The sequence below is a fragment of the Bradyrhizobium sp. HKCCYLRH2015 genome (assembly GCF_051168215.1).
In the GTDB taxonomy this organism is placed as follows: Bacteria; Pseudomonadota; Alphaproteobacteria; order Rhizobiales; family Xanthobacteraceae; genus Bradyrhizobium.
In genome coordinates this window covers 365,999-381,058 of the sequence record NZ_JBNPUO010000006.1, presented here as the reverse complement: position 1 = coordinate 381,058, position 15,060 = coordinate 365,999, and the positions used below count along the sequence as shown (strand labels likewise).

The window sequence follows — 15,060 nt, the reverse complement described above, 5'->3', positions numbered from 1 at the left end:
TCCGGATGATTGCTTCAGCGATCCGGCACGAACACCGTCCCCAGCGCCGCCGGCGCAGTGGAGCCGCCGGTGCGGGCGCGCGACAGCAGCACCAGCACGATCACCGTGGCGAGATAGGGCAGCGCCGACATGAACTGCGAGGGGATGCCCACGCCCGCACCCTGCGCATGGAGCTGCAGGATCGTCACCGCGCCGAACAGGTAGGCGCCAATGACGAGGCGGCCCGGTCGCCAGGATGCGAACACGACCAGCGCCAGCGCGATCCAGCCGCGTCCCGCTGTCATGCCGGGAATGAAGAACGGGGTATAGGCCAGCGGCAGATAGGCGCCGGCGAGCCCGGCGCAGCCGCCGCCGAACAGCACCGCGAGCAAACGGATGCGCAGCACGGGATAGCCGAGCGCGTGGGCGGAGACATGGTTGTCGCCGCAGGCGCGCAGCACCAGGCCGGCACGGGTGCGGTACAGGAACCACCAGACGGCGATGATCAGCGCGAGCGACAGATAGACGAACGCGTCCTCGCCGAACAGGATGCGGCCGACCAGCGGAATGTCGCTGAGACCGGGAATGGAGAGGTGCGGCGCGGTGCCGATGCGCTCGCCGACGAAGCGCGCGCCGATCAGGCCGGACAGACCGATGCCGAGGATGGTCAGCGCGAGGCCCGTGGCCACCTGATTGACGGCGAGGCCAAGGGTCATGAACGCGAAGATCAGTGACATCAGCATGCCGGCGACGATGCCGCACAATGCGCCGACGACGATCGAGCCGGACAGCCAGGCCCCGCCGAAGCCGCAGGCCGCGCCGACGATCATCATGCCCTCGACGCCGAGGTTGAGCACGCCCGAGCGCTCGGTGACCAGCTCACCGGTGGCCGCCAGCAGCAGCGGCGTCGATGCGGCGAGCACCGACAGGATGATTGCTTCAACCAGCACCACTTTGCACCTGCCGCGCGGCGAAGACGAGCTTGAAACGGTAGAGGATGAGGGAATCGCAGGCGAGCACGTAGAACAGCAGGATGCCCTGGAACACCTTGGTCACATCGAGTGGAATCTTCATCGTGATCTGGGCCTGCTCGCCGCCAATGAACGTCAATGCGAGGAAGAGCCCTGCAATGAATATTCCAACTGGATTGAGACGCCCGAGGAAGGCCACGATGATCGCGGTGAAGCCATAGCCCGGCGAGATGCCTGGTTGCAGATGTCCGATGGGGCCCGCCACCTCGATGATCCCTGCGAGACCGGCCAATGCGCCGGACACCGCGAATGTCAGGAGGATGAGCTGGTTGGCGTTGAAGCCGCCGAAGCGTGCCGCGCGGGGGGCCGCGCCGACGACGCGGATCTCGAACCCCTTGATGGTGCGCTCGAGCAGCACGAAGGCGCCTGCAACGACGAGCAGCGCGATGACGCTGCCGAGATGCAGGCGTCCGCCCTCGATCAGCACCGGCACGGTGGCGACCGGGTCGAACTCCGCCGTGGTGGGGAAGTTGAAGCCGGCGGGATCGCGCCAGGGGCCGCGGACGAGATAGTCGAGCAGGAGATCGGCGACATAGACCAGCATCAGGCTTGTGAGGATCTCGCTGGCGCCGAACCTGACGCGGCACAGCGCCGGGATCAGCGCGTAGAGCGCGCCGGCTGCGGCGCCTGCGACCAGCATCGCCGGCAGCACCCAATGTCCGGCCTCGGTGCCTTGCGTCTTGACCGCGATCCAGCTGCCGGCAACGGCGCCGATCAGGAACTGGCCTTCGGCGCCGATGTTCCAGGCGTTGGCGAGGTAGCACAGCGACAGACCGATCGCGATCATCACCAATGGCGTCGCTTTCACCGCGATCTCCTGCAGCGAATAGCCGTCGGTGAGCGGCGCGACGAAGTAGACGCCGAGCGCGGTGATCGGGTTCTTGCCGAGCACGGCGAACAGCACGCTCATCGTGACGAGTGTCAGTCCGATCGCGATCAGCGGCGAAACCAGCGCGATGGTGCGCGAACGCTCGGCGCGCTTCTCAAGCACGAGCTGCATGCGCCGCCTCCTTCTCGAGGCTGGCGCCGCCCATCAACAGGCCGAGCCTCTCCCGCGTGGCCTCGGCGCGCGGCAGCGCCTCCGACAAGTGTCCATGAAACATCACCGCGATGCGGTCGGCGATCTCGATCAGTTCGTCGAGGTCCTGGCTGGTGACGAGGACGGCAGCGCCGGCGCTGGCGAGATCGATCAGCGCCTGGCGGATGATCGCGGCGGCGCCGGCGTCGACGCCCCAGGTCGGCTGGTTGACGACCAGCACCGCCGGCGTGCGCAGGATCTCGCGGCCGACGACGAACTTCTGCAGGTTGCCGCCGGACAGGCTCGCCGCTTCCGGATCCCGCTTGGCCTTGCGGACGTCGAATGTCTCGGTCGTCAGATCGACCGTCCGCAACGTCGCGGCCGCGTTGATGAAGCCGTGCCGGACCATGTCGCTCGCGGCGTGTCCGGTCAGCAGCGCGTTCTCGGACAGCCGCATCCGCGGCGCGGTGCCGTGCCCCAGCCGCTCCTCCGGCACGAACGCCGCGCCCATCTTGCGCCGTTGGGTGATCGAGAGATTCCCGCAGGCGAGGCCGTCGATGATGATCGTGCCGGGCTCCTTGACGAGGCGTTCGCCGGACAGCGCAGCAAACAGCTCGTCTTGGCCGTTGCCGGCGACACCGGCGATGCCGAGGATCTCTCCGCCCTTCAGCTCGAAGGAAATGTTCTTGAGAGCCACGCCATGAAGCTCGCCCGGGGCGAGGGTGAGATCATTGACGACCAGACGCGGCACGGTGGTGTGCCGCTCGGCCGGCGGCTTCACCTCCTTGATCTCGGTGCCCACCATCATGCGGGCCAGCGAGGCAGCCGTCTCCAGCTTCGGATTGCAGGTCGCGACCTTCCTGCCGCCGCGAAGGATGGTGGCGGTGTCGCACAGCCGCTTCACCTCTTCCAGCTTGTGGCTGATGTAGAGAACAGCGCGGCCTTCCGCTTTCAGGCGCTCCAGGACGACGAACAGTTGGTCGGCCTCCTGCGGCGTCAGCACGGCGGTGGGCTCGTCCAGGATCAGGAATTTCGGATTCTGCATCAGCGCGCGCACGATCTCGATGCGCTGCCGCTCGCCGACCGACAATTGCCATACCTCGCGCTTCGGATCCAGCGGCAGGCCATAATCGCGCGCGACATCCGCGAGCCGCGCCGACATGGCCTTGAACGGCTCCTTGCCGTCGAGCCCGAGCGCCACGTTCTCGGCCACGGTGAGGTTGTCGAACAGAGAGAAATGCTGAAACACCATGCCGATGCCGAGGGATCGCGCTTCGGCCGGGCCGGACAGCTGGACCGGCTCACCCTGCCAGCGCAACTCGCCGGCGCTCGGCTGCACCAGTCCATAGATCGTCTTCACCAGGGTCGATTTCCCCGCACCGTTCTCGCCGAGCAGGGCGTGAATCTCGCGTCGCCGGATCTCGATGTCGATCTTGTCGTTGGCAACGAAGTCGCCATAGCGCTTGGTCAATCCGACCGTCTGCAGGAGCGGAGGCGTAGATTTCGGATCGACCGGCGCTGGGTCAGGCATTTGCTGCGTCATGGGGCAGGGGGAATGAAGCTGCCTCAATTGTGATCTAATTTGCCGCGGCGCGTAAGAGGCGAAAAGCGCCATTCTTTGCCCAACTCTTGTCCAACGGTTCATCCGCGGAGACCGGCGAATGCAGCGCGCCGTCGGTTGCAGGCATCGCAGGCCGCAATCGAGTCGAGCGCAGCGCCCCATGACGTTCTGTGGCGCTTCTGCGACACTGGCCGGGAAATCGATCCGGTCGCAGCAGGCTGCACGTTGGATGAGCAGCGTCATGCAATGCGCGTCCAATGGCGCGCTTGCGCTCACGGGTGATCGCGAAATCGTGCGAGAGGCCAGGCGACGCTTTTCGGAAAAACTTCAGCAATGTGAAGCAGCAAGATCGTGATCCGGGAGCGTCGCGGCCGCGGCCAATCGTCCCATGGTCGCGCCCGCGACCGCCACCGTCGACGCCGCAATACGGCATAACCTTGATCAAACTGCGGGCAAGTCCTGGAGAAAGTTGAGGCTTCTCCGGCCGGTGGAACGGCGCAACTGTGCATGCAAGTCGGGAATCTGCGCTTGTCAACTGGGGGTGTTCGGAATGTCGTTTCGTCAAATAATCGCGGCGGCCGTCGCGCTGGGCGCGGTCGCACTGACGTCAATCGGTGTCGCTGGGGCCGCTGATCTGCCTGCCAAGGCGGTCGCGAAAAAGGCCCCGGCCGAGGTGCCGTTCTTCCTCGTCGTCGACAATCGCGTCAGCTACTCCTACATCTTCGATGCCAGCCAGCCTGGTGCATGGAGCGTGAACGGCAACGGCACATTCAACGCCAAGACCGCCAAGCAGGTCTACTCGTTCACCCATTTCGACGTCTGGGGCTACGGCACCAACTTCTTCACGATCTCGCTGTTCAAGTCGGACCACAACGATCCCGCCGGACCGTGCACGCAGACCGGCGGCATCGTCTCGCCCAACGCCGGCTTCGCGTTCACGCCGGCGAGCTGCGCCGGCGCGACCGAGATCTACGGCCTGTTCCGCTCGACCTTCGGCTGGAATCAGATCTTCAACACCAAGGCCTTCACCATGGGCCCGCTGCAGAACATCTCGTTCGAGGTGGGCATGGATGCCAACACGGAGAATCGCTATTTCGGCGCCGCCAAGCGCGACGTGGTGGCCGGCCTGCAGTTCGCGTTCAACCTGCCCTACAAGGGCTATTTCAACGTCGCTCCCCTGATGTATTGGGAGTTCGCCAACCACAACTCGTTCTCACAGTGCGGCGCCGGCTGGTCGAACCCCTGCATCAATGACGGCAACACCTCGTTCAAGCCGACCTGGGCGGTCGAGACCAACTACTACATGGATCTCGGTTTCCTGCCCGAGAGCATGCAGTTCTTCTCGATCTCGGGCCGCGCCGGCTGGTACGGCAAGAAGGGCACCGATACCGAGCCGCTCCCGGCGAGCGTCGCGAACGGCGTCTATCCGACGAAGGTCGAGTTCAACTCCGAGCCGATCCGCCTGACCTTCGACGCGTCGAAGGCGATGTGGGGCGAGAAGCAGAGCCACATGATCGACGTCTGGGTGGCCTATCGCTACTGGCAGAACAAGTTCGGCCTCGACCACAACAACGCGGTCGGCTGTTCCGTCGCCGGCGTCGGCGGCACCCGCGTCGCCACGGGCGCCTGCACCGAGTCGTCGCTCTACTCGGGCGTGACCGTGAAGTTCTGACATCGATCGAGCCACGCAAGCAGGCGCCGCGCCTCCGGTCGCGGCGCCTGCTTCATTTGTCCCAAGCTCCCTCATGCAGCGTCGCGGCTTCCTCCTCCAGCAGCGGGCCGACGACCTCGGTCGCACGCTGGCCGCTCGCGAACACGTCGCGGCAGGGCAGGTCGAGGGTCGGATTCTCCGGATGATTGCCGGTGATGCCGCGCAGCCGCCGCTCACCGAGGCCATAGACCACGCGTCCGATGCCGGCCCAGTAGATGGCGCCCGCGCACATCGCGCACGGCTCCGCCGACGAATACAGCGTGGCAGCCGCTCTGATTTCGGGTGCAATCGAAATGCAGGCCTGGGTCGCGGCCAGCCGCTCGGCATGTGCGGTGGCGTCATGTGACGGCATGTAGCCGTTCTCTGCCTCGAGCAGAACGCGGCCGTCGGCAGCGATCAGCACCGCTCCGAATGGATGATTGCCGTTGGAAGCAGCGCGGCGGGCGATGGCGAAGCTGTGGCGCAGGAAATGTGCGTCCCGGTCCTGGGCGCCGGCCGGCCTCTGTCCGTCTCCCGCCTGATCTACCGACGCCATCACCACTCTGCTCCGTTGCGGATCGGGTGATCCTGCTCCGGCGCGGCGGCGTCCGCAAGCGCGCCATGGGAACCGATGCCCCGCGGCTCGCGTTTCCCGGCGCAGGAGCGCGGAGTGCAGGCAGGCGACATGGCGGCAAATGCGGATTCCAGGGTTGCCGTCTATGCGGCGCTTGCCGGCAATCTGCTGGTGGCCTGTACCAAGATCGCCGCGGCGGTCTGGACCGGAAGCTCGGCCATGATGAGCGAGGCGATCCACTCCGTCGTTGACACCTCGAACGAACTCCTGCTGCTCTACGGCTTTCATCGCGCGAGCCGACCGCCCGACGAGCGACATCCGCTCGGCCATGGCCGTGAGCTCTACTTCTGGAGCTTCATCGTTGCGCTGCTCTTGTTCGCGCTTGGCGCCGGCGTCTCGCTGTACGAAGGCGTCGCGCACCTGATGCATCCGCTGCCGATCGAAGACCCGACGGTGAACTACATCGTGCTCGGGCTCTCATTCGTGTTCGAGGCTGGCTCCTGGTGGGTGGCGGTGCGGCGGTTTCGCGCGGCTGCGCCGGGGCTCTCCTATCTCGAGGCGTTCAAGCGCAGCAAGGACCCGCCGGCCTTCATGGTCGTGTTCGAGGACAGCGCGGCCCTGATCGGCATCGTCATCGCTGCTGCTGCCATGGCCGCGGCCGTCGCCTTCGATCAGCCGGCATGGGACGGCATCGGGTCCATCCTGATCGGCGTGCTGCTTGCGGTGACCTCGATGGTGCTCGCGCGGGAGAGCAAGAGCCTCCTGATCGGCGAGCCCGCGGATCCCGAGCTGGCGCGTTCGATCCTCGACATCGCGCGCAGGAGGCAAAGCGTCAAGTCGGCCAACGGGCTGCTCACGGTGCAGCTGTCGCCGCAGCAGGTCGTCGTCGCGCTGAGCATCGAGTTTGCGGACGATCAGCGCGCCGACGACATCGAGCGGGCCGTCGTGGCGATCGAAAGCGAGCTGAGGGCGCGGCATCCGATCGTCGCGGCGCTGTTCGTCAAGCCGCAGACCGGCGCCCGCTGTCAGGAAATGCGTGAGAGCCTGCTGCAAGATGGTTCGGCTTCGGCGTGAGATTGGCGGCTCAGCGGTCAGACGTCGCCGTTTCGTGCAGGCGAATGGTCGAGCCATGAGATGCTGGAGCCTGAGCCGCGCACAGCGCTCCTAGGGCGGTGTCCGCGCGGCCAGCGGTGCGCTCAAGAGTACGATCACCAGCAGCGCGGCCAACATCCAGAACGCGGCCGGGAGGCTCGTGGCCGCGGCGACGAAGCCGATGCCGGCCGGTCCGAGCAGCACGCCGGAGTAGCCTGCGGTGGTGACGGCAGCGACGGCCAGCCCGACGGGCATCGCGGTCTGCGCCCCGGCCCGGCGGAACAGCACCGGGACGAGGTTCGACGCGCCGAGGCCGATCAGCGCAAAGCCCGCCATGGCAGCAGCAACCCAGGGAGCCGTGAGCAGCAGGACGAAGCCGGCGATCGCGATCGCGCTGCCCCCCAGCAGCGTTGCGCGATCACCGATCCGGGCAACCACGGCATCCCCGACGAGGCGCCCGGCGGTCATTGCGATCGAGAACATGATGTAGCCCAGTCCGGCCTGTGCGGCCGGCAGGCGCCCGGAACCGGCGAGCAGCAGCGCGCTCCAGTCGAGCATCGCGCCTTCGACCAGGAACATGATCGCCGCGAGCGCTGCCAGCAGCAGCACCGCGCCATGGGGAAGCACGAGCAGAGGCCCCGTTTGCGCGGGCTTGCTCGCCATCAGTCGTGGGGCAGCGACGATCATCGCGGCCAAAGCGAGTGCGCAGCAGGCCAGCGTGCCGAGCAGCGGCGCGACGTCGAACGCGAGCAGCGCGGTCATGACGCCGGAGCCCGCGAAGCCGCCGATGCTGAACTGGGCATGGAAACCGGACATCAGCGGACGCTCGCTCAGCCGCTCGACGTCGATCGCCTGGATGTTCACCGCGACGTCGAGCGAGCCCAGCGCCGCTCCGAAGGCGAACAATGCGAGCGCAAGCGTCGCTGGCGTTGCGGCGATCGCCAGCAGCGGCAGGAACAGCGCGAGAGCGATGCCGCTGACGACGACGACAGGCTTGCTGCCATAGCGGGCGCTCAGCAGTCCGGCGGCCAGCATCGATGCGACCGAGCCCACGCCGAGCGAGAGCAGCAGCAGGCCGAGCGTCGCATCGTCGACGCCGAGCCGCTGCTTGGCAAACGGCACCAGCGGTGCCCAGCAGGCGATGCCGAAGCCGGCGACGAAAAAGGCCAGGCGGGTCGCGAGCCGCGCCGCGCTGTGATCAGAACTCATTTGGAAGATTCCTGACTTTCTGAAAGGCGCTGTCACACCGGCGGAGCGGCCGTCACGATGGTCGCTCCCGCCCGTTTGAGCAGGGCAAGTCGAGCCGCCGGCGCATCATGCTCGACGGTGAGCTGGCTGATCGTCTTGGCGCCGGCGACACGGTGAGGCGCTCGGGTCTCGAGCTTCTCGTTGGTGACCATTGCGACGCTGACGCGGCTCAGCGACAGCAGCGTCCGCTTGAACGCTGCGTCGGTCGGATCAATCGCGCTGATGCCGCCTTGCGCCGACACGGCGCAGGCGCCGATGAAGCAGCGGTCGATGTTCAAGCGCTGCATCTGCATGAGGGCGTCGGCGTCGACACAGCCGCCGACTGCGGGGTGAACGGAGCCGCCGATCATGATCAGTTGCAGGTCCTGCCGATGCAGCACGGTTGCGGCAATGTCGATGGCGTTCGTTGCGACGGTGAGATCGAAATCATCGGGCAGGACCTCAGCGAGCGCGAGGTTGGTGCTGCCACTATCGAGGAAAAGAAATTCGCCACGCGCGATGCCGCGGGCGGCCGTCCGGGCGAGCGCCAGCTTGCGTTCGCGATCCTGCCCGATCCGCGCCGCCATCGGGGTCATGCCGCCGGCGATCGGCAATGCGCCGCCGTACACCCGGCGGCAGCGTCCTTCGGCGGCAAGCGCGCGAAGATCGCGCCGGATCGCATCCTCGGAGACGCCGAATTCATGGGCCAGGGCGGCCGCGATGACCGCGTGCCCTGTAGCGAGGCGGCCGGCGATCTGGTCGCGACGCGCCAGTGGAAGGTCTGACATGCCTCCTCATATCAGGCAGGAACAAGAATAACAACGTGCATAATCGTGCACGATGCAATTTGTTGTTTGCGCGGCCGGCCGGGCATGTCATTGCCAGATGTCGAACTGTTCGGGAGCAGGACGTGACCGCCGTCGATTCGTCAGCAACGCCGGCCTTTGTCGCCGTCGACTGGGGCACCTCCAGTTTCCGTGCCTGGCTAATGGCAGGAGACGGCACGGAGCAGGCGGAGAGCCGTGGTGGCGAGGGCATGCTGCATTGCGCGACATCGGGCTTTGCGCCGGTGCTGCGCGATCATCTGGCGCAACTCGGCGCGCCGGCCGATGTTCCGGTGCTGATCTGCGGCATGGCCGGCGCCCGGCAAGGCTGGGTCGAGGCGCCGTATCTGCACACGCCGACCCGGCTGGAGGCGTTGCACGCCGGCGCGATCGGCGTCGACACGGATGGCGACGTCAGGATTCTGCCGGGGCTGGCGCAGGCCCGTGCAGATCAGCCGGACGTGATGCGCGGCGAGGAAACCCAGCTGCTCGGCGTCACCGAGCCTGACTTCACCGGGATCGTCTGTATTCCGGGCACGCACAGCAAATGGATCCGGATCGATGCCGGCGCTGTGATCGATTTTGCCACCTACATGACTGGCGAGCTGTTCGCTGTCGTCTCTCAGCATAGCATTTTGATGCACGCCGTCGAGCCGGAAGCCTCGACCGTCGCGCACGACGCGGCATTCCGCGAGAGCCTTGCGGCGGCGCTTGCCGCGCCGACGGCACTGACCAATGCGCTGTTCCGGCTCCGCGCAGCCCAGCTCCTCAATTTCGAGCAGCGGTCCGACGGGGCTGCGAGGCTCTCCGGGCTTCTGATCGGCAGCGAGATCGCCGACGCGCGGGTGCGGTTCGGCGCCGAGCTTCCGCTGCGGTTGATCGGAGCGGGCCGGCTCGGCCGTCTCTACTGCGCGGCGCTGGCAGCTGCTGATTTCGACGTGAACGAATGTGATGCCGAGCAGGCGTCCCGGCGCGGCCTGGTCAAGGCCGCGCGGCAGATCTGGGGAGCGCGTTTCCGACCATGACAAAGTCCGTTGCCTGGCCGCACGTCAAGCGGTCGCTCGTCGCGATCCTGCGCGGCATCAAACCCGACGAGTCCGAGGCCGTCGTCGATGTCCTGATCGAAGCCGGTTTCGAGCTGATCGAGGTTCCGCTCAACTCGCCGGAACCGTTCGCCTCGATCGAGCGTCTCGCCGCCCGGTTCGGCAAGCACTGCCTGATCGGTGCAGGGACGGTCGTCAATGCCGCAGATTGCGTGCGGGTCGCGGAGGCCGGCGGGCGTCTGATGGTCAGCCCCAACGTCGACGTCGAAGTGCTGGCGACCGCGCAGGCCTATGACATGGTGACCATGCCCGGGGTGTTCACGCCGAGCGAAGCGTTTCTCGCGCTGCGTTGCGGCGCCTCGGCCCTGAAATTTTTTCCTGCCTCAGTGCTCGGTCCGTCGGGAATTGCCGCGCAGCTTGCCGTCCTGCCGAAGGGCGTCGTGGTCGGCGCCGTCGGCGGCGTGTCGGACAGCAATCTCGCCTCCTATGCTGCAGTCGGCGTGCGGGCCTTCGGACTGGGCTCGAGCCTGTACAAGCCGGGCATGAGCGCGAGCGATGTACGGCAGACCGCGGCCGCTTCGGTTCGTGCCTATGACGAGGCCATCGCAGCGGCGAGCTGAGTGCGTCCACACTCCATGACGGTCTCGTGATGTTGTCGGACGAGCGTCGCGACCGCCTTCGTCACCGCAACGACCGGCTGGCTCGTTGTCTCGGTGACGGCGTGGACGATCCGGCGCAAGCTGCGCGTCACGGCAACGGCCCGCAAAGCTGCGGGTCGTTGCGACAACGCTCGGCGGCGGCCTCCGCTGGTCAGCTCGCGGCGGCGTTGATCTCGGGCGATTCGCCTTCCTCCGCAGACTGCGTGAACGCCTGCAGCGCCTCCGCCATCTGCATGCGGCCGCCGACGCCGGTGATGACGACGTCGACCATCGTGAACGACGAGTGGAAGTGGCCGTGGGCCTTGAGTTGCCCGACCGGCACGCCGGCGGCGGCGAGCGCTTCCGCATAGGCGACACCCTCGTCGCGCAGCGGATCGAACTCGCAGGTGACGATGTAGGCCGGCGGCAGGCCCTGCAGCTTGCCCCGCAACGGCGACGCGCGCGGATCGGTGCGATCCGCCGGCGAGCAGTAGATGTCCCAGAACCAGTACATCAGGCCGCGCGTCAGGAAGTAGCCGGCCGCATTATCGGTGTAGGAGGGACGATCGAAGCTGCAGTCGGTGACCGGGCACACCAGCAGCTGACCGCCGATCGCAGGCCCGCCGCGATCCCGAGCGAGCTGGCAGGTGACGGCTGCGATGTTGCCGCCGGCGCTCCAGCCGGCCACCAGCACCGGTCCGTCGCGTCCGCCGAGCTCGGCGGCGTGCTCGGCGACCCAGCGCGCCGCTGCATAGCCGTCCTCGGCCGCCGCCGGGAAGCGGTGCTCGGGCGCGTGGCGGTAGTTCACGCTGACGAAGATCATGTTGGAGCGGCGGCACATGTCGCGGCAGAACGGATCGTCCGACTGCTCGTCGCCGAGCACCCAGCCGCCGCCATGGAAATACACGACGATCGGATGCGGCCCGGGCGTGGCCGGACGGTAGAGGCGGTAGGCAAGAGGGCCCTCGGCGCCTTGCAGAGTGCCGTCCTTGACCTCGCCCACGGGGCGGCCCGGCGGTCGGGCCTTGTTGAATTCGGCGACGAAGTCGCGTGCGCCTTGCGCGCCCATCGATTCGATCGGCGGCAGGTTCATCTCGGTGAGCATGTTCAGCACCAGCCGCACATCCGGCTGCAGCTTCACGATCTCGCCGTCGTTGCACTGGCTCGCACCGTTCGGGCCCGTGAGCTTGAAGCCGAGCATGCCGCGGCTGACGACCTCGTTGCAGATGCCGCGATAGGGCCCGACGCCGCCGGTGTATGGCATCAGCGTCTGCGGCTTGCCCGGCACGTTGGCGCCTGTGTACCAGGTGTTGGCGAGCCGGTGCAGCGTGACCGTCGAGCAGTCCGCCATGTGGCGCATCCAGCCGGCCTGCGCGGTCTCGGTCGGCTCGATGGTGGTGAAGCCGGCGTCGCGCATCGCGGCGAGACGATCGACCACGAAGTCGACGTGCTGCTCGATCGACACCGCCATGTTCGACAGCACCGATGGACTACCGGGACCGGTGATCAGGAACAGGTTGGGGAAGCCGGCGACCGTCAATCCAAGATAGCTCTCCGGGCCATCAGCCCAGCTGTCGTCGAGCGACTTGCCGCCACGGCCCTTGATCGGATGCACCGCGCGGATCGCGCCGGTCATGGCATCGAAGCCGGTCGCGAACACGATGACGTCGATGTCGAAGCTGCGCTTGTCGGTCTTGATGCCATTGGATGTGATGGATGCGATCGGCTCCTTGCGCAGGTTCACCAGCGTCACGTTCGGACGGTTGAACGTCGCGTAGTAGTTCGTGTCCAGACATGGACGCTTGGCGCCGAACGGGTGATCGTGCGGCGTGAGCGCCTCGGCCGTCTCGGGATCCTTGACGATCTCGCGGATCTTCTCGCGGATGAGATCGGCGAGCAGCGCGTTGCCGTCGGCATCGACGCCCTGGTCGGCCCAGAGCTGCGTCAGCATGCCGACGAGATCGCCGGAGGCCCACATCTTCTCGAAGCGCTCGCGGCGCTCGGCCTCGCTCAGCGCCCAGCTGAACTCGGTGGCCGGCGGGATCGGCACGCCGGTCATCGACCAGCGTGCCTGCTCGCGCAGCCCCTTGCGATCCTCCGCGAGCTGCGCGGCGCGATCGGCCGGGAGCGGACCGTTATGCGCCGGCAGCGCGAAATTCGGCGTGCGCTGGAACACCGTGAGCTGCGCGGCCTGCTCGGCGATGATCGGGATCGACTGGATGCCGGACGAGCCGGTGCCGATCACGGCCACGCGCTTGCCACGGAGGTCCACGCCATCATGCGGCCAGCGGCTGGTGAAGTAGATCTCGCCCTTGAAGTCGTGCACGCCGTCGATCTCCGGCGGCTTCGGCTGCGACAGGCAGCCGGTCGCCATGATGTAGTGGCGGCAGGACACGGCAGGGCCGTGGTCGGTCGTCAGCAGCCAGCGCTCCCTGGCCTCATCCCAGGCGGCGCCGAGCACGCGGGTGCCGAAGCGGATGTCGCGGCGCAGATCGTAGCGATCGGCGACGAAGCCGAGATAGCGCAGTATCTCCGGCTGGGTGGCGTATTTCTCCGACCACTGCCAGGCCTTTTCGAGCTCGGGATCGAAGGTGTAGCTGTAGTCGACGGTCTGGATGTCGCAGCGCGCGCCGGGATAGCGGTTCCAGTACCAGGTGCCGCCGACGTCGTTGGCCGTATCCAGAGCGACGGTCGAGAAGCCCGCCTTGCGCAGACGGTGCAGCAGGTAAAGCCCTGCAAATCCGGCCCCCACGACGGCGACATCGACCGTCTGCGTTTCACCGCCCGACGCCTCCGACGCGCGTGTCTCGACAATCCCGTCTGACATGCTGACCTCCCGATGATTTTGTGATTGGAGGAAAGGCTAGCTCTGCTCGCATGGTTTGTCAGCAGCCAAAACAACGATCTGCGGTTGTTGCAGTGCGGACCGTGCAGCGCGGCAGGTATGCCAGGCGCTGATTTTGCATCGCCGGTCAAAAGGCCGCGACGGAGTGGACAAGACCCTGAGAAAGCGACAGAAAGCCACCCTGCCGCGTCGCATTCACCAAGTTTCAACGCATCGCGACTGTAACAACCGCTACACTACGCCACCTCCACGACTGAATCAGGCCAGGCCCATGCCGCTATCGCTGCCCAAGCAAAAGATCCGCGTTCTGCTCCTCGAGGGCGTGAACGACTCGGCCGTCCGCATGTTCGAGGCCAACGGCTATACGGAAATCGAACGGCTGCCGAAGGCGCTCGGTTCGGCGGAGTTGAAACGTATGCTGTCGGGCGTGCACATGCTTGGCATTCGCTCGCGCACGCATCTGACCGAGGAAGTGCTGCAGGCCGCCGACCGGCTGATGGTGGTCGGCTGTTTCTCCGTCGGCACCAACCAGGTTGATCTCGATGCCGCGAAGCGGCTCGGCATCCCCGTGTTCAATGCGCCCTATTCGAACACCCGCAGCGTCGCCGAGCTGACGATCGCCGAGGTCGTGATGCTGATGCGCCGCATCTTCCCGCGCTCGGTGTCGGCGCATGCGGGCGGCTGGGACAAGTCCGCCAATGGCAGCCGAGAGGTGCGCGGAAAGACGCTCGGCATTGTCGGCTACGGCAACATCGGCTCGCAGCTGTCGAACCTCGCCGAGGCCATGGGCATGCGGGTGATCTTCTTCGATCTCACCGACAAGCTCCGCCACGGCAACACCGAGCCGGTCGAGAGCCTCGACGAGCTCCTGGCGATCAGCGACGTCGTGTCGCTGCATGTCCCGGAGACGCCGGCGACCGCCAACATGATCGGCGAGCGCCAGATCCGTCACATGAAGGACGGCGCCTATCTGATCAACAATTCGCGCGGCACGGTAGTCGACATCGAGGCGCTGGCCAGCGCGTTGCGCGAGGGCAAGCTCTCAGGCGCCGCCGTCGACGTGTTTCCGGTCGAGCCGGCCTCGAACGCCGATCCGTTCGTCTCGCCGCTGCAGGGCCTGCCCAACGTGATCCTGACCCCGCATGTCGGCGGCTCCACCGAGGAGGCGCAGGACCGCATCGGCGGCGAGGTTGCGCGCAAGCTGATCGACTATTCCGATGTCGGCTCGACCTTCGGCGCCGTGAACTTCCCGCAGGTGCAGTTGCCGGCGCGCCCGACCGGCACGCGCTTCATCCATGTCCACCGGAACGTGCCGGGCGTGCTGCGCCAGGTCAACGATGCGGTGTCGCGGCACAACATCAACATCCTTGCGCAATATCTGCAGACCGATCCCGAGGTCGGCTATGTCGTGCTCGAGACCGACGTGGTCGGCGGTGAGGGCGAGGCGCTGCTGTCGGAGCTGCGCGCGGTGGAGGGCACGATCCGCGTGCGCGTCCTGTACGATCACGACCGGCCCTGAGGCTGTGGAGGCTGCCGCG

The 15,060-nt window shown here is 66.8% G+C and carries 12 protein-coding genes; 5 read left to right on the top strand and 7 right to left on the bottom strand.

All coding sequences use genetic code 11. The annotated features are described in order from the left end of the window. Positions 1–14 precede the first annotated feature (14 nt). The 3 genes from ACQR1H_RS18290 to ACQR1H_RS18280 are packed head-to-tail and all read right to left on the bottom strand — an operon-like array spanning position 15 to position 3,559. Complete coding sequence (locus tag ACQR1H_RS18290; protein ID WP_315804404.1) at positions 15–932, bottom strand: ABC transporter permease; 918 nt, start codon at positions 930–932, stop codon at positions 15–17. Beyond that, positions 919–2,010: an ABC transporter permease gene (locus tag ACQR1H_RS18285; RefSeq protein WP_434887340.1), complete on the bottom strand. Its 1,092-nt coding sequence runs from the start codon at positions 2,008–2,010 to the stop codon at positions 919–921. Before ACQR1H_RS18285 ends, ACQR1H_RS18290 begins: the two co-directional genes overlap by 14 nt. Next, positions 1,994–3,559 carry an ABC transporter ATP-binding protein gene (locus ACQR1H_RS18280; RefSeq protein ID WP_434887341.1) on the bottom strand — a complete coding sequence of 522 codons (1,566 nt, stop codon included), beginning with the start codon at positions 3,557–3,559 and terminating at the stop codon, positions 1,994–1,996. The genes ACQR1H_RS18285 and ACQR1H_RS18280 overlap by 17 nt, the downstream gene beginning before the upstream one ends. Before the next feature lie 580 nt (positions 3,560–4,139). Here ACQR1H_RS18280 and ACQR1H_RS18275 point away from each other — a divergent pair. After that, entirely contained in the window at positions 4,140–5,261 is a 1,122-nt protein-coding gene (locus tag ACQR1H_RS18275) for a hypothetical protein (protein WP_434887342.1), read from the top strand. Positions 5,262–5,313: 52 nt separating this feature from the next. Here ACQR1H_RS18275 and ACQR1H_RS18270 read toward each other — a convergent pair whose 3' ends face one another. Continuing rightward, complete coding sequence (locus ACQR1H_RS18270; RefSeq protein WP_434887343.1) at positions 5,314–5,835, bottom strand: nucleoside deaminase; 522 nt, start codon at positions 5,833–5,835, stop codon at positions 5,314–5,316. A gap of 129 nt (positions 5,836–5,964) precedes the next feature. Here ACQR1H_RS18270 and ACQR1H_RS18265 point away from each other — a divergent pair, with 129 nt between their 5' ends. Further along, on the top strand, positions 5,965–6,927 hold the full coding sequence (locus tag ACQR1H_RS18265; RefSeq protein WP_434908000.1) for a cation diffusion facilitator family transporter: 963 nt from the start codon (positions 5,965–5,967) through the stop codon (positions 6,925–6,927). A 90-nt stretch (positions 6,928–7,017) separates the two neighbouring features. Here ACQR1H_RS18265 and ACQR1H_RS18260 read toward each other — a convergent pair whose 3' ends face one another. Together ACQR1H_RS18260 and ACQR1H_RS18255 are read right to left on the bottom strand one after the other, a co-directional pair. Beyond that, positions 7,018–8,154 carry an MFS transporter gene (locus ACQR1H_RS18260; RefSeq protein WP_434874131.1) on the bottom strand — a complete coding sequence of 379 codons (1,137 nt, stop codon included), beginning with the start codon at positions 8,152–8,154 and terminating at the stop codon, positions 7,018–7,020. 32 nt (positions 8,155–8,186) lie between these two features. After that, positions 8,187–8,960, bottom strand: a complete 774-nt coding sequence (locus ACQR1H_RS18255; RefSeq protein ID WP_315804410.1) for a DeoR/GlpR family DNA-binding transcription regulator — start codon at positions 8,958–8,960, stop codon at positions 8,187–8,189. Positions 8,961–9,082: 122 nt separating this feature from the next. On the opposite strand from ACQR1H_RS18255, the gene ACQR1H_RS18250 reads away from it, so the two are divergent. Together ACQR1H_RS18250 and ACQR1H_RS18245 are read left to right on the top strand one after the other, a co-directional pair. Beyond that, positions 9,083–10,021 (top strand): 2-dehydro-3-deoxygalactonokinase, encoded by a 939-nt coding sequence (locus ACQR1H_RS18250; protein ID WP_434907961.1) that lies wholly within the window; start codon positions 9,083–9,085, stop codon positions 10,019–10,021. Then, positions 10,018–10,659, top strand: coding sequence for a 2-dehydro-3-deoxy-6-phosphogalactonate aldolase (locus ACQR1H_RS18245; RefSeq protein WP_315804412.1), 642 nt, complete (start codon positions 10,018–10,020; stop codon positions 10,657–10,659). The genes ACQR1H_RS18250 and ACQR1H_RS18245 overlap by 4 nt, the downstream gene beginning before the upstream one ends. A 190-nt stretch (positions 10,660–10,849) precedes the next feature. Here ACQR1H_RS18245 and ACQR1H_RS18240 read toward each other — a convergent pair whose 3' ends face one another. Next, positions 10,850–13,504 (bottom strand): flavin-containing monooxygenase, encoded by a 2,655-nt coding sequence (locus tag ACQR1H_RS18240; protein WP_316177899.1) that lies wholly within the window; start codon positions 13,502–13,504, stop codon positions 10,850–10,852. 289 nt (positions 13,505–13,793) lie between these two features. Between ACQR1H_RS18240 and serA the strand changes: the two genes are divergently transcribed. Next, positions 13,794–15,041 carry a phosphoglycerate dehydrogenase gene (serA, locus tag ACQR1H_RS18235; RefSeq protein WP_315804414.1) on the top strand — a complete coding sequence of 416 codons (1,248 nt, stop codon included), beginning with the start codon at positions 13,794–13,796 and terminating at the stop codon, positions 15,039–15,041. Positions 15,042–15,060: the final 19 nt, after the last annotated feature.

Coding starts and splice junctions, on each gene's coding strand:
- ACQR1H_RS18285 (WP_434887340.1), bottom strand. CDS start 2,010: ATGCAGCTCGTGCTTGAGAAGCGCGCCGAGCGTTCGCGCACCATCGCG.
- ACQR1H_RS18280 (WP_434887341.1), bottom strand. CDS start 3,559: ATGCCTGACCCAGCGCCGGTCGATCCGAAATCTACGCCTCCGCTCCTG.
- ACQR1H_RS18275 (WP_434887342.1), top strand. CDS start 4,140: ATGTCGTTTCGTCAAATAATCGCGGCGGCCGTCGCGCTGGGCGCGGTC.
- ACQR1H_RS18270 (WP_434887343.1), bottom strand. CDS start 5,835: ATGGCGTCGGTAGATCAGGCGGGAGACGGACAGAGGCCGGCCGGCGCC.
- ACQR1H_RS18265 (WP_434908000.1), top strand. CDS start 5,965: ATGGCGGCAAATGCGGATTCCAGGGTTGCCGTCTATGCGGCGCTTGCC.
- ACQR1H_RS18260 (WP_434874131.1), bottom strand. CDS start 8,154: ATGAGTTCTGATCACAGCGCGGCGCGGCTCGCGACCCGCCTGGCCTTT.
- ACQR1H_RS18255 (WP_315804410.1), bottom strand. CDS start 8,960: ATGTCAGACCTTCCACTGGCGCGTCGCGACCAGATCGCCGGCCGCCTC.
- ACQR1H_RS18245 (WP_315804412.1), top strand. CDS start 10,018: ATGACAAAGTCCGTTGCCTGGCCGCACGTCAAGCGGTCGCTCGTCGCG.
- ACQR1H_RS18240 (WP_316177899.1), bottom strand. CDS start 13,504: ATGTCAGACGGGATTGTCGAGACACGCGCGTCGGAGGCGTCGGGCGGT.
- serA (WP_315804414.1), top strand. CDS start 13,794: ATGCCGCTATCGCTGCCCAAGCAAAAGATCCGCGTTCTGCTCCTCGAG.